This window comes from Streptomyces sp. NPDC034086, assembly GCF_055575515.1.
Window position 1 is genome coordinate 220825 of the sequence record NZ_JBVISM010000001.1, and the last position, 13236, is coordinate 234060.

Here is a 13236-nt window from a genome sequence, read left to right on the forward strand (position 1 = left end):
TCACCCGTACGGCGGCTTGCGGGAGGCGGTGGGACGGGGGTGCTGTGAGAGTGCGGATGTGACCAGTGCCCCCGCCGTCGCCGCGCCGCCGCCCGTGCTCGACCGGCGGCGCCGCAACGTCGTCTTCGGCACGATCATGCTGGGCGTGCTGCTGGCCGCGCTCGACCAGACGATCGTGGGCACGGCCCTGCCCACCATCGTGGCGGACCTCGGCGGCGCGGCGCACATGGCCTGGGTGGTGACCGCGTACCTGCTGGCGGAAACCGTCGCGACGGTCCTGGTGGGCAAGTTCGGTGACCTCTTCGGCCGGAAGGTCATCTTCCAGATCTCCGCCGTCATTTTCATCAGCGGCTCCTTCCTGTGCGGCCTCGCTGGCGACATGACCCTGCTCATCCTGTGGCGCGGGCTCCAGGGCATCGGCGCCGGCGGCCTCATGGTCACCTCGATGGCACTGATCGCCGACGTGGTGCCCCTGCGCGAACGGGGCAAGTACCAGGGCGCCATCGGCGCCGTCTTCGGCATCGCCACCGTCATCGGACCACTGCTGGGCGGCCTGTTCACCGACCACCTCAGCTGGCGCTGGGCCTTCTACGTCAACGTCCCGATCGCCGTGCTCGTCGTCCTCGCGGCCGCCCGCACCATCCCCTCGGTACGCGCCGCCGGCCGGCCCGCCATCGACTACCCGGGCATCACCCTGATCGCCGCCGGTGCGAGCGCGCTGATCCTGGCCACCAGCTGGGGCGGCAACGAGTACGCCTGGAACTCACCGGTCATCACCGGTCTCTTCGCGGGCGGCGCGCTGGCCCTCGCCCTGTTCTGCGTGGCCGAGACCCGGGCGGCCGAACCGATGCTGCCCATGCGGCTCTTCCGCAACCCCGTCTTCACGGTGTGCTCGGTCCTCAGCTTCGTCGTCGGCTTCGCCATGCTCGGCGCGATGACCTTCCTGCCGACCTACCTCCAGTACGTGGACGGCGACTCGGCCACCCTGTCCGGCGTACGCACCCTGCCGCTGGTCATCGGCCTGCTGATCGCGTCCGTCCTCAGCGGCAACGCCACCGCCCGGACCGGCCGCTACCGGATCTACCCGATCGCCGGCTGCGCGGTGATGGGCGCCGGCCTGTACCTGCTGTCGCTCATGGAACCCGGCACCGGCGGGTGGCTCGAGTCGGCGTACATGTTCGTCCTCGGCACCGGCATCGGGCTGTGCATGCAGGTGCTGACCATCGCGGTGCAGAACACCGTGGACTACGCCGACCTCGGCACGGCGACCTCCGGCGTCACCTTCTTCCGTACCCTCGGCAGCTCCTTCGGCACGGCCGTCTTCGGGACCATCTACGCCAACCGCCTGGAGCCCGAGCTGAGGGCCGGGGTCGCCGAGGCCGCCCGCGCCACCGGCGCCGATCCGGCCGCCCTCGCCGGCGCCGCGCGGAGCCCGCAGGGCGTCCACGGACTGCCCCCGGCCGGGGCGGGCCCGGTCATCGACGCGTACGCCGACGCCCTGCACACCGTGTTCCTGTGGACGGTCCCGGTGGCGGCCGTCGGCTTCGTCGTCGCGCTCTTCCTCAAGCAGGTCCGGCTGCGCGACAGCGCCCGGGCGGGCTCCACGGACATCGGCGACGGCTTCGCGTCCCCGGCCACGGCCTCGGGGGACTCGGCCAAGCTGCTGGAACTGGCTGTGGGCAAGCTCGTACGGAACATGGGGCCCGACACGGCACGGGCGATCGTCCACGCCTCCGACACCCGGCTGGACATGGCGGGGGCGTGGGCGGTGATGCAGGTCGACCTGATGACCCGGACCGTGGGGCACGCCGGCCTGGGGCTGATCGCGTCGCGGCTGTCACTGCCGCCGGAAGTGCTGCTGCCGGTCTTCGACCGGATGGTGGAGGAGGGCTTCCTGACCCGGCAGAACGGCTTCTTCGCCCACACCCGGGCGGGCGAACGGGAAGCGGCGGTGATCTCGCGGGCGTGGGCGGACTGGCTGGGCGACCGGCTGGAACAGGACCGCGGCCGGCCGCGGAGCGAGGAACTGCGGGCGGCGGCGGACGCCATCGCGAAACGCCTGCTGGCGGAGGACCTGCGCGAGGGCGGCTTCGCACCCCGGCCGGGGACGCGGGGGACAACGGGCGCCGCGTGAACCAGTGCCGCGTCAGGCAACGTTCGCCCTGTTGACTGGCGGTCACGGCGTGGGAACCGGGAAGCCCGCGTCACAACTGCCTTGTGCGGCTGGTCGCTCCACTCTGTGGATCTACGCCTGGTCGAAGGTCCAGACGAGCACCACCTGCTCCTCTTCCGGGATGCCTCCGGCACGCCGGTAAGTCGCCCGCGCCGCCGCGTTGTCCTCGTCCGTGATCACCCACATGCCGTAGCAGTTCCGTTGGCGCGCCAGGTCCGCGAGCGCGGACACCAGGGCCCGGCCAACACCGCGCCCGCGGAACAACTGGTCCACGCCCAGCTCGTACAGGAACATCTCGGTGCCCTTGTCCGGGTGTGTCATCTCGACGCCGGTGACCATCCCCGCCGGGGCGTCATCGGCGTAGGCGACCAGGAGGTGGTGGCGCTCGTCCGCCAGAAACCTCTCAGTCGCCTCCGGCAGAGGGGGCACATCGAAGAGATGCCGGGCGTCCTGGACATCCTCGGCCCGAGTGATGCGGCGAATCTCCATGGGGGGATCCTGCCAGGGCTCGGCACCAACGGCACCGGTTTTCTCCCTGGCCCACGTCGCCCGATGCGGCACTAGTGATCTGAGTCGGAGATTCACTGTTAGTCGGACCTGGACGACTCATGCCCGACTAACAGTGAATCTCCGACTCAGATCACTAGACGACCGGTGGCCGGCCCAGCCGGGCCATGCGCCACACCGTCCGCCATCGAATGGGGTGCCGGGGGCCGCCGGAGGTCCGCAGGCCCTCGGCGAAACCGGCGGACCAGGCCCGCAGGCCCGTCAGGGAACGCGTGCGGGCCACCGTCAAGGCCACCCACACGCCCAGGTAGACGGGGACGAGCGGTGCGGGCAGGTGCCGCTTGGCCAGCCAGACCCGGTTGCGGGCCGTCATCCGGTAGTAGACGGCGTGCCGGGCCGGGGACGTCCTCGGGTGCTGGAGCACCAGCCGCGGCTCGTACAGGACGTCCCACCCCCGGTCGATGGCACGCCAGGTCAGGTCGGTCTCCTCGTGGGTGAAGAAGAAGGCGTCCGGCCAGCCCCCGGTCTCCTCCAGCATCGGCATCGACAGCGCGTGGCCGCCGCCCAGGAACGTCGTCACCAGGCCCCCTCGCATGGGGTCGCCGGCGCGCAGGCGGGGAACGTGGCGGCGCTGGGTGGCACCCGTCTCGTCCGCGATCCGGAAGGAGACGATGCCCAGACGGGGGCCGGCCTCGTACAGATCGGCGATCCGCCGGAACACGTCCGTCCCGACGAGCAGGCCGTCGTCGTCCAGGTCCACCAGGACATCGACGTCCCCGAACTCCCGCAGCCGGCGCCAGGCGGCGTTCCGGCCGCCCGACACCCCGAGGTTCTCCGCCAGCTCCACCCCGGTCACCCCCTCGGGGAGGCCCGGCAACGGCGTGCCGTTGCCGACGACCACGACCCGGGCGGCGCCCTCGTCCTGCCCGGCCACCGACGCCAGCAGCGCCAGCAGCTCCGGCATCCGGTCGCCCATGGTCAGCACGGCGACACCCACACGCGGCCGGGTCACGACGTCCACCACTTCCTTCGGCACCAGGTCAAGGGGCGAGCGTACCCCCGGCCGGGGCGGCGGCACGCAGCGCCGCTTCGACCCGGCGGTTGCCGGTCATGGACGCCGTGACCGCCGTCATGGCCAGGAGGAGGCCCGCGGCGGCGTAGAGCGGGGTGCGGACGTCGTAGGCAGTGGCCAGCCAGCCGCCGAGGACGGCCCCGGCCGGGGCCGCGCACATGGCCAGCATGCGGGAGGTGGAGGCGACCCGGCCCATGAGGCGGGCCGGGACGACCGCCTGGCGGAGGGAGGGTCCGAGCACCATCGTGGCGCCCATGCCCGCCCCGCAGACGGCGAGCGCCAGCCCGGCCACGTACGGGTCCGGGGCAGCGGCGAGGCCCAGGATGGCAAGCCCCTCGACGACGGCCGTGCAGGTCAGCGCGGTACCGGTGCCGAGCCGTCGGCCGAGGCGGGAGGCGATGCCCGCACCGACCAGTCCGCCGGTGGCCTCCGCCGTCAGGAGCAGGCCGAAACCGAAGGTGTCGATGCCGAGACGGTCGTGCGCGAAGAGGGCGAGGACGGTCTCCACCGCCAGGAAGGCGACGTTCCCGACCGCCGGCCGCAGCGCCAGCCCGAGCAGCAACCGGTCCCGGAAGACGTACGAGGCCCCGGCCCGCGCCTGCCGGAGCAGCGACTCGCGGGCCTCCGGCACGGGCCGGGGCACGGCGGGCAGCGTCCGTACGAGCAGGGCGCAGAGCAGGAACGACACCGCGTCGGCGAGCAGCGGAACCGCCCGCCCCAGGGCGAGCAGCGCACTGCCCGCGGGCGGCCCCGCGAAGCCGGACATGGCGGTCTGGGCTCCGCGCAGGCGGGAGTTGGCCCGCTCCAGGAGGGCCGGGTCGCGGCCGAGCAGATCCGGCAGATAGGCCGTGGCGGCCGTGTCGAAGAAGAGTCCGCCGAGACCGAGCAGGAAGGCGACGGCCGCGAGCAGCGGAATGCTCAGTACGCCGAGCACGGCCGCCACCGCCGGTATCACGAGCAGCGCCGCACGGGCCGCGTCCACGACCCACATCGTGCGCCGGCGGTCCCAGCGGTCCACCAGCGCACCGCCGAGCACCCCGAACAGCAGCCACGGCAGCGTCCCGGCGGCCGTGACGACGGCGAGCGCCATCGGATCCCGCGTCAAGGACAACGCGAGCAGCGGAAGCGCGGCATGCGACACCCCGTCACCGAGCGAGGACACCGTCTGCGCGGTCCACAGCCGCCCGAAACCCGGCGGCAACTTTGCTTCCCGGGACGTCACTTGGCGTCCCCCTCGGCCCGCTCGCGCGGCGCCGGGCGGAACAGCGCGAAGACGAGCGACGCGTCCGGCAGGTCCGGATCGGACAGCTCCCGGAACTCGTCCGCCAACGCCTCCAGCCGCGCCCCCAACCGCGCGAACTGCTCGTCGGTGAGCCGCAGGTGCGCCATCCGCACGTGCCGCCCGGCATCCGGCCGCGCCGCCTCCAGGTCCGCCACCGCGTGGCGCATCAGCACGTCCGGGCCCCCCTCGCCCGGATCGGGCAGCACGAGCGACCGCGCGGCCATCGCGTAGTACCGCTCGGTGACACCCCGCACCTTCCGCGTCCGCACCACCTTCACCAGGCCGGCCCGCTCCAGCAGCCGCACGTGATAGCTGGAACTCCCCTTGGCGAGCCCCACCCGCTCGGCGATCTGCGTGATCGTCGCCGGCTCGAAGCGGAGCACGGCCATGATCCGGTGGCGGGTGAGGCTGGAGACGGCGCGCAGTTGCTCCTCGGTGGTGACGTGGAGCGTCTCGGGAAGATCGTCGGTAGACATGCGAGCAATGGTCAACGTTTCTTGACCATTAGGCAAGAGGAATTCCGCGGAGCCCGGGACGGCGGACCGCCACGTGATCCGTGCTCGAGCCGGCTGCGGACCCGGTCGGCAGGACCCGGGTGGTGGCCTTGGTCCCGCGTCTGCGCAGGTGGGAGGGGTTGGCGCGGACTCGTACGCCGTGTCGGCGCGCATCCGGACCGGGCGCTTGCGCGGCCTGCCCAGGCCGAGCCGCGGCACCTGATCGCCTCGAGGACGGGCTCGAACTGCGGGGAGTCGCCCCGCTGCCCGGCCGGGACCTTCCGTCCCTGCTCGACGGCGAGGTGGAACTTGCTGGTCAGCCCGCCTCGGGAGCGTCCAGGGCGGCCTGTTCCGGCGCCGGCAGCGAGACGGTGCCTGGGGCCCGTAGCGTTCGGGCACGTCCCGTCAGGGAACACCGGTCCGGGTCGGCCACCGTATGCCGTCCATCGGCTGGCGTCTCGTCCACACCTGCGGCCGGCCCGGCTTGGTGGCCCGGCGGCGGCAGCGGCTCAAGCCGGGCCCACTGGCCGTTCGTCAGGTCCCCACGTCCCCCACGACGTGGTCACCGACGAACAAGATCCACTTTCGCGACAGGCTCTAAGGCCGGCGGGTGGGGTAGTCGTGCGAGGGTACGTGGGGGAGGGTCGCGAGGTCGGGGCGCCAGGCGCGCAGGACCGCCGCCGAGGGCGGGTAGAGGCTGCCGGGGATCTCCTCCGGGACGAACCACCGCCAGCGGGCGATCTTGTGCGGTTCGGTGACGGCGGGGACGCCCCGGGCCGAGCGGGTGAGCGCGGCCACCGTCAGCCGGGTCGGCGGCGTGGGGTGCGCGTGGATCTGGACGGCCAGCAGCTCGATGTCCGCGGGGTCGGCCCGCAGGGAGGTCTCCTCGGCGAGTTCCCGGGCGGCGGTCCGCTCGAAGTCCTCCCCGGGGTCGACCTTGCCGCCGGGCAGTTCCCAGGTGCCGTCGTGGGCCTGGCCGAGCAGTACGCGGCCGTCGGGGCCGAGCACGATCAGGCCCACACCGACGATCGCGTGGGGCTGGGGCGCGGCCCGCTGGGGCGATGGGCCGGCTTCGGTGCGGGGTGCGGTGCCGGGAGCGGGTTCGTGTGGGCTGGCCATGGGGTCATCTTCTCCGGTCGGGGACGGCGGGGCTGCCCGGCGCGGCGGCCCCTCCGGCGGGTCCCGGACGCGTGTGCGAGTTTCGGCCGGGCCGCGCTCGTGCAAGCTCTGGGCGGTCAGATCGTCGTACGGTACGCCGGTTCGGGGGACGCCATGGCACATGTGCTGGTCATCGGCGGGGGCATCGCGGGGCTGGCGACCGCCCTCCTCTCGGCCCGCCGGGGACACACCGCCGAGGTCTTCGAACGCGACACCCGCGCTCCCGGCACCGCCCTCGACCGCGACTTCTTCGGCTGGAGCCGGCCGTCCGTACCCCAGGCGGCCCAGCCGCACGTCCTGCTCGGCGCCGCCCGCAAGCTGCTGCGCGCCGAACTGCCCGACGTACACGCCGCGATGCTCCGGCTCGGCGCCCGCGAGCGGCACGAACTCGACTGGTTCGACGCACGGCCCCCCGCGCGGCCGGGCGACGAGGACCTGGTCACGGTCCAGGCCCGCCGCATCGTGCTGGAGAGCGCGCTGGCGGGGGCCCTGCGCGCGGAGCCCGGAGTGGTGGTGCGGTACGGGGAGCCGGTCGCCGGCCTGACCAGGGACCGGGGGACCCGCGCGGAGCCGTGGGTCAGGGTCACCGGCGTCACCACCCCGGGCGGCGCCTACACGGGTGACCTCGTGGTGGACGCGGCCGGCCGGCGCGGAGGCTCCCGCGCCCTGCTGGCCGGGACCGGCTGCCGCCCGGCCCCCGTCGAGCGGCACCGCACGGGCCTCGCGTACTTCTGCCGCTGGTACCGGCTGCCCGAGGGGATGGAGGAGGGGCCGCGGCGGCCGTGGACGGTCACCGGCGGGGCCTTCGCGGGCTGCGCGGTCTTCCCGTCCGACAACCGGGTCTTCGCCGTCACCGTGTTCGCGCACACCGGGGACCCCACCCGAGCCGCCCTGCGCGACCCGGCCGTCTTCGAGGCCGCCGCCCGGACCTTCCCGCCCGGCGCGGCCTGGCTGGGGCTGGGCGCCGAGCCGCTGTCGGGGGTACTGGCCACCGCGGGCCTGGACAACCGGTGGAGCCCCCTGGCCGACGGGCGGGGGCCGGTGGTGACCGGGATGGTGCCCGTCGGGGACGCGCTCACCCACACCAACCCGACCCTGGGGCAGGGGGCGTCGCTCGCACTGTGGGCGGCCGACCGGGTGGCCCGGACGGCGCACCGGGACCCGGGGTCCGCGGAGTTCGCCGCCGGATACCACGGCTGGGCGCTGCGCACGCTGAAGCCCTGGTTCGACCTCCAGGTCGGGGCCGACGCGGCGGTCGGGGAGCGGCTCGCGGGCGGGGCCGGGCCGCGGGCCGGGGCGGCGGCCAGGGCCCGGGAGGCGGCCGCGCTGTTCGAGTGCGCGCTGGAGGATCCGGAGGTGATGCGGGCGCGGGCCAGGGTGCGGCACCTGGCCGAGGCTCCCGGGCGGGCCTACGCGGACCCCGGGGTCCGGGCACGGGTGGCGCGCTGGCTCGCGGCCCGGCCCGGCTGGGTGCCGCACGCGGTGGGGCCGGGCCGGGCCGAATGGGAGGAGCTGACCGCGCCACCCCGCGCCGCGCCGACGGCCGGTCCGCAGCCGGCTCACCCGGCCCCGGCACCGGCCCCTCGGCCGGTAATGCCCAGCACCTCGGCGAGGTCGTAGCCGACGACCTCCTCCAGCTGGGCGTACGTGCAGCTCTCGGGGGTGCGGTCGGGGCGCCAGCGGGCGAACTGGGCGGTGTGCCGGAAGCGGTCGCCCTCCATGTGGTCGTACCGCACCTCGCAGACCCGCTCGGGGCGCAGCGGCACCCAGGACAGGTCCTTCTTCCCGGTCCAGCGGCTCTGGGCGCCCGGCAGCCGGGCGCTCTCGTGCGCGGACTCCTCGGTCCAGGACGCCCACGGGTGGCCCGTGACGTCCGGCATCCGCAGGGGTTCGAGTTCCGTGACCAGTTCGGCCCGGCGCTTCATCGGGAAGGCGGCGCAGACGCCCACGTGCTGGAGGGCGCCGTGGGCGTCGTACAGGCCGAGCAGCAGCGATCCGACAATCGGACCGCTCTTGTGGAAACGGAAACCGGCGAGGACGACGTCGGCCGTACGCTCGTGTTTGACCTTGAACATCAGACGGGCGTCGGGCCGGTAGGGGAGATCGAGGGGTTTCGCGACGACCCCGTCGAGTCCGGCGCCTTCGAACCGCTCGAACCACTCCCGCGCGAGCGCGGCGTCCGTGGTCGCGGGCGCGACGTGCACGGGGGGCCGAGCTGTGGAGAGGACGCGGACCAGGGCGCTGCGGCGTTCGCCGAGCGGGGTGGCGAGGAGGGAGTCGTCGCCGAGGGCGAGCAGATCGAAGGCGACGAAGCTGGCCGGAGTGGTCTCGGCGAGCAGGTTCACCCGGGAGGCCGCGGGGTGGATCCGCTCGCTGAGCCGGTCGAAGTCGAGCCGTCCGCCGTGGACGATCACGATCTCCCCGTCGACCACGCAGCGGGGCGGCAGGCTCTCCTTCAGCGCCGCCACCAGCTCGGGGAAGTACCGGACCAGGCTCTTGCCGGTACGGCTCCCGATCTCGACCTCCGCCCCGTCGCGGTACACGATCGCCCGGAAGCCGTCCCATTTGGCCTCGTATTGCATGCCCGGCGGGATCGTGCTCACCGACTTGGCGAGCATCGGCTTCACGGGCGGCATCACCGGCAGATCCATACACAGGATTCTGCGGTGCTACGTCCGGTCCCGCCCGGTGTGCGCGGCCGGCCTCGCCCGCCTACCGTGGCGCACATGGGTGCTGCGGCTGGTGCGATCGAGCTGGAGGCGGGCGGGCGGACGGTACGGCTGTCCAGCCCGGACAAGGTGTACTTCCCGGAGCGGGGCCTCACCAAGCGGGACGTCGCCGAGTACTACCTGGCCGTCGCGGACGGGATCACCCGCGCCCTGCGCGACCGTCCCACCACCCTGGAGCGGTATCCGGACGGAGTGGAGGGGGAGTCCTTCTTCCAGAAGCGGGCCCCGAAGAACCTGCCCGACTGGATTCCCACCGCGCACATCGCCTTCCCCAGCGGCCGTACGGCCGACGAGATCTGCCCGACCGAGCCGGCCGCCGTCCTGTGGGCCGCCAACCTGGGCTGCCTGACCTTCCACCCCTGGCCGGTGCGCCGGGAGGACACCGACCGGCCGGACGAACTGCGCATCGACCTCGACCCGCAGCCGGGCACCGACTACCACCACGCGGTGGCGGCCGCGCACGAACTGCGGGCGCTGCTGGACGAGCTGGGGCTGCGCGGCTGGCCCAAGACCTCCGGTGGCCGGGGCCTGCACGTCTTCGTCCCGATCGCACCGCGCTGGACCTTCACCGAGGTCCGCCGCTGCGCGATCGCCCTGGGCCGGGAGCTGGAGCGGCGGATGCCCGGCAAGGTGACCACGGCGTGGTGGAAGGAGGAACGCGGCGAGCGGATCTTCGTCGACTACAACCAGACGGCGCGTGACCGGACCATCGCCTCGGCGTACTCGGTCCGCCCCCGCCCGCACGCCCCGGTCTCGGCGCCGCTGCGCTGGGACGAGGTGGACGACGCGGAGCCGCGCGATTTCGACATCGTGACGATGCCGGCCCGTTTCGCCGAACTCGGCGACGTGCACGCCGACATGGACGAGCACGCCTTCAGCCTGGACGCCGTACTGGAACTCGCGGCCCGGGACGAGCACGAGCACGGCCTGAGCGACATGCCGTATCCGCCGGACTACCCGAAGATGCCGGGCGAACCCAAACGCGTCCAGCCGAGCCGGGCGAAGCACGAGGACTGACGGCATGCCCGCCCCCGTCCCGCGCCCCTTGCTCTTCCTCGATGCGGACGGCCCGCTGATTCCCTTCGGCGGGACGGGCTACCGTGCGGCCGCCGGCCCCTGGGAGGGGTCCGGCAATCCCCTGCTCGCCCGGCTCGACCCCGCCCTCGGGCCCCGGCTGCTCGCCCTGCCGTGCGAGCTGGTGTGGGCCACGACCTGGGCGGACGAGGCCAACGAGACGCTCTGCCCGCGCCTGGGCCTGCCGCGCCTGCCGGTGGCCGACTGGCCCGAGCCCTCCGACGACGAGGGGCGGGGCGGCCTTCACTGGAAGACCCGGACGCTCCTGGCCCGGGCGGCCGGGCGCCCGTTCGCCTGGGCGGACGACGAGATCACCCCCGCCGACCGGGCCTGGGCGCAGGCCTGTCACCCGGCCCCCGTCCTCCTCCACCGCGTCGACCCGCGCACGGGTCTGACGGACGCGGACTTCGACGTCCTCGCCGGCTGGCTCGGGCGGATGGCGGCGCCGGCCCGTCAGTCCGTGTCCGTGGCCGCGAGGACCGCGAGGCGGCGGCGGTCCGGGGAGAGGGCGGCGATGCCGAAGTCGCAGCCGATCTCGTTGTGGAACCACTCCGAGTCGGCCTCGAAGCGGAACCAGGTGGTTGCGCGGGCGAGGCGCTCCACCTCGTCGGCGTCGGCTCCCGCCGGGGCGCCGGCCAGGCCCGCCATCGAGCGCCACGCCCACATGCGCCCGTAGGCTCCGCCCACGCCGCCTCCGTACACCCCGCCCATCGAGGCGGCGGCGAAGAGCAGCCGCCACACCTCGCCGAGCGGGCTGAGCGCGACCTCGAAGCGGCCCGTCGGCCCGACGTCGGCGCAGGGCATGGGCAGAACGGGCAGCAGAGGGGGCACCGCTTCCGGCGGGAGGTCCTCGTCCAGCCGGAAGACCCAGGCGTCGAAGTGCCCCCAGTCGCCGGCCTGCGGAGCGGAGACGATGCTCTCGTGGACGTCCACGGTGGCCGTGTTCCACAGGGCGGCCCGCTCGGTGGTGCGGGGCACCGGCGGGTCGAGGCGTCCCTCGGCGGGCATCACGGCCCCGAACCCGCCGGCGGAGCCGTTGACCGTGCGGCGCGGGAAGGGGGCGCCGGCCTCGAAGTCGCGCGGCCGCGACGGCAGCCAGGCCAGGGTGTGCGAAGAACGCGGCTGCGGGATCCCCCGCATGTCCGCGCCCCGGAGCAGCAGCTCGTGGAAGAGGCACGCGCCCAGCTCGTCGGCCGCCCCGGCGCCGGCCCGGTCGAAGACGGTCGCGGCGAGGTCGGCGGGCCGGTGGTGCTCCGCGAGGAGCGAGGCGAGCTCGCGGTGAGGGGACGGAGGCCGCTTCTCGTCGACGAGCCGCAGCAGCTCCACGAGGCTCTCCCGGCCCGGGGTGAGGGCCAGTACCCGTATGACGTGCCCGAGCTGGTGCGCGTACGTCCGTGCCCGTTCCGTGGCGTCCCGGTGGCGGTCGCTGAGCCGCGCCCCCAGCTCCCGCAGGTACGCGACGTCGCCCAGCGCGGCCCGGCGCTCGGCCTCGCCCCACACGGAGGCACCGCCGGGTCCGTCCTGAGTGTCTTCCATGATCGTCAGCCTAGTCCCCGCGGTCTAGACTCCACGGATGACCAGCGACTTCCTCCGGCTCACCGTACTGGGCTCCGCGACGCCCTACGCCCGCGTGGACAACCCGTGCTCCGGCTACCTGGTGACCGGCGGCGGCGCACGGGTGTGGGTGGACGCGGGCAGCGGAACGCTGGCGCAGTTGCAGCGCCACGTGCGGCTGGACGGCCTGGACGCCATCTGGATCTCCCACCTGCACGCCGACCACAGCGCGGACCTGCTCACCGCGTACTACGCCGCGCTGTACGCGGACATACGGCTGACCGCTCCCGTCCCCCTGTACGGCCCTCCGGGGACCGCCGACCGGCTGGCCCACTTCCTCACCAACGGCCCGACCCGGAGCCCCGTCGAGGCCGCCTTCGCCGTCCACGAACTGCACGACGGGCACCGGGCCCGGATCGGCGCCCTCACCCTGACCAGCGCGGCCGTCGCGCACGGCATCCCGGCCTTCGCGCTGCGGGTCGACGCCGCCGGCGGGTCGCTGGTCTATTCCGGGGACACGGCGCCCTGCCCCGCCCTGACCCGGCTGGCCGAGGGCTGCGACGTCCTGTTGTGCGAGGCGGAGAGCGAGCGGCCGCCCACCGACGGCGAACAGGTGCACCACACCCCGGAGGACGCGGGCGACACGGCGACCGCCGCCCGGGCGGCCCGGCTGATCGTCACCCACGTCGGCCACGCCCTCACCCCCGCACAGGCGGTGGCCCGGGCCGCCACGCGCTTCGAGGGCCCCGTGTCCTACGCCGCCCCGGGCGCCGCGTTCTCGATCGCGTAGGCGGCGGCACGCGGGCCGGCCGGAGCGGGACCGGAGCAGTGACCCGGTGTTGATGAGGTGTTGATCGGACGTCCATCCGGCCCGTCCACGATCGGCACATGTCGATGAACTCCACTGCCGCCCCCGCTTGGTACGACCAGGCCCTGTGTGCCCAGACCGGCCCGAGCTTCTTCTTTCCGGAGCCGGGGTCCTCACTCCGCGACGCGAAGCGGCTCTGCGGGGCGTGCGAGGGCAGGGCGGCGTGTCTGGAGTACGCGTTGGCGAACGACGAGCGCTTCGGGGTGTGGGGCGGGCTGTCGGAAGCGGAGCGGTTCGCCCTGCGCCCGCGCGGCTGAGCCAGAACGGCCCCCCCGGGCGCGGCTGGAAACCCGGCACCTGGCGCAAGCCCTTCCGGGCGCGGCGG

General features: G+C 74.2%; 12 protein-coding genes and 1 pseudogene. 6 read left to right on the plus strand and 7 right to left on the minus strand.

What is annotated here, in order from left to right:
- Positions 1-58: 58 nt before the first annotated feature.
- Entirely contained in the window at positions 59-2134 is a 2076-nt protein-coding gene (locus tag ACZ514_RS01035) for an MDR family MFS transporter (protein WP_469123750.1), read from the plus strand.
- 111 nt (positions 2135-2245) lie between these two features.
- On the opposite strand, the gene ACZ514_RS01040 is transcribed toward ACZ514_RS01035, so the two are convergent.
- The 5 genes from ACZ514_RS01040 to ACZ514_RS01060 all read right to left on the minus strand — a co-directional run bounded on the left by ACZ514_RS01040 (position 2246) and on the right by ACZ514_RS01060 (position 6647).
- Entirely contained in the window at positions 2246-2662 is a 417-nt protein-coding gene (locus ACZ514_RS01040) for a GNAT family N-acetyltransferase (RefSeq protein ID WP_469123751.1), read from the minus strand.
- A 154-nt stretch (positions 2663-2816) separates the two neighbouring features.
- On the minus strand, positions 2817-3692 hold the full coding sequence (locus tag ACZ514_RS01045) for a glycosyltransferase family 2 protein (RefSeq protein WP_469124173.1): 876 nt from the start codon (positions 3690-3692) through the stop codon (positions 2817-2819).
- 28 nt (positions 3693-3720) lie between these two features.
- Positions 3721-4953 (minus strand): MFS transporter, encoded by a 1233-nt coding sequence (locus tag ACZ514_RS01050; protein WP_469123752.1) that lies wholly within the window; start codon positions 4951-4953, stop codon positions 3721-3723.
- Between the two features lie 17 nt (positions 4954-4970).
- Positions 4971-5510: a helix-turn-helix domain-containing protein gene (locus ACZ514_RS01055; protein WP_469123753.1), complete on the minus strand. Its 540-nt coding sequence runs from the start codon at positions 5508-5510 to the stop codon at positions 4971-4973.
- 615 nt (positions 5511-6125) lie between these two features.
- A complete protein-coding gene (locus ACZ514_RS01060) occupies positions 6126-6647 on the minus strand; it encodes a nucleotide triphosphate diphosphatase NUDT15 (protein WP_468698068.1) in 522 nt (173 codons plus the stop codon).
- A gap of 153 nt (positions 6648-6800) precedes the next feature.
- Here ACZ514_RS01060 and ACZ514_RS01065 point away from each other — a divergent pair, with 153 nt between their 5' ends.
- Positions 6801-8306 (plus strand): FAD-dependent oxidoreductase, encoded by a 1506-nt coding sequence (locus tag ACZ514_RS01065; RefSeq protein ID WP_469123754.1) that lies wholly within the window; start codon positions 6801-6803, stop codon positions 8304-8306.
- Here the strand turns inward: ACZ514_RS01065 and ACZ514_RS01070 are convergent.
- Positions 8246-9337 carry an ATP-dependent DNA ligase gene (locus ACZ514_RS01070; protein WP_469123755.1) on the minus strand — a complete coding sequence of 364 codons (1092 nt, stop codon included), beginning with the start codon at positions 9335-9337 and terminating at the stop codon, positions 8246-8248. The two genes, ACZ514_RS01065 and ACZ514_RS01070, sit on opposite strands and share 61 nt — an antisense overlap.
- A 75-nt stretch (positions 9338-9412) precedes the next feature.
- Between ACZ514_RS01070 and ligD the strand changes: the two genes are divergently transcribed.
- Entirely contained in the window at positions 9413-10432 is a 1020-nt protein-coding gene (gene ligD, locus ACZ514_RS01075; RefSeq protein ID WP_468173071.1) for a non-homologous end-joining DNA ligase, read from the plus strand.
- A 4-nt stretch (positions 10433-10436) separates the two neighbouring features.
- Positions 10437-10925, plus strand: a pseudogene (locus ACZ514_RS01080) (HAD domain-containing protein); the annotation flags it as partial.
- A gap of 17 nt (positions 10926-10942) precedes the next feature.
- Here the strand turns inward: ACZ514_RS01080 and ACZ514_RS01085 are convergent.
- On the minus strand, positions 10943-12025 hold the full coding sequence (locus ACZ514_RS01085) for a DUF6183 family protein (protein WP_468698060.1): 1083 nt from the start codon (positions 12023-12025) through the stop codon (positions 10943-10945).
- 37 nt (positions 12026-12062) lie between these two features.
- Between ACZ514_RS01085 and ACZ514_RS01090 the strand changes: the two genes are divergently transcribed.
- Both ACZ514_RS01090 and ACZ514_RS01095 read left to right on the plus strand, forming a co-directional pair.
- Entirely contained in the window at positions 12063-12833 is a 771-nt protein-coding gene (locus ACZ514_RS01090) for an MBL fold metallo-hydrolase (RefSeq protein WP_469123756.1), read from the plus strand.
- Between the two features lie 98 nt (positions 12834-12931).
- The gene (locus ACZ514_RS01095) at positions 12932-13168 is read left to right on the plus strand and encodes a WhiB family transcriptional regulator (protein ID WP_468173076.1); all 237 of its coding nucleotides are present in this window, start codon (positions 12932-12934) and stop codon (positions 13166-13168) included.
- Positions 13169-13236: the final 68 nt, after the last annotated feature.

Coding starts and splice junctions, on each gene's coding strand:
- ACZ514_RS01040 (WP_469123751.1), bottom strand. CDS start 2,662: ATGGAGATTCGCCGCATCACTCGGGCCGAGGATGTCCAGGACGCCCGG.
- ACZ514_RS01055 (WP_469123753.1), bottom strand. CDS start 5,510: ATGTCTACCGACGATCTTCCCGAGACGCTCCACGTCACCACCGAGGAG.
- ACZ514_RS01060 (WP_468698068.1), bottom strand. CDS start 6,647: ATGGCCAGCCCACACGAACCCGCTCCCGGCACCGCACCCCGCACCGAA.
- ACZ514_RS01065 (WP_469123754.1), top strand. CDS start 6,801: ATGGCACATGTGCTGGTCATCGGCGGGGGCATCGCGGGGCTGGCGACC.
- ACZ514_RS01070 (WP_469123755.1), bottom strand. CDS start 9,337: ATGGATCTGCCGGTGATGCCGCCCGTGAAGCCGATGCTCGCCAAGTCG.
- ligD (WP_468173071.1), top strand. CDS start 9,413: ATGGGTGCTGCGGCTGGTGCGATCGAGCTGGAGGCGGGCGGGCGGACG.
- ACZ514_RS01085 (WP_468698060.1), bottom strand. CDS start 12,025: ATGGAAGACACTCAGGACGGACCCGGCGGTGCCTCCGTGTGGGGCGAG.
- ACZ514_RS01090 (WP_469123756.1), top strand. CDS start 12,063: ATGACCAGCGACTTCCTCCGGCTCACCGTACTGGGCTCCGCGACGCCC.
- ACZ514_RS01095 (WP_468173076.1), top strand. CDS start 12,932: ATGTCGATGAACTCCACTGCCGCCCCCGCTTGGTACGACCAGGCCCTG.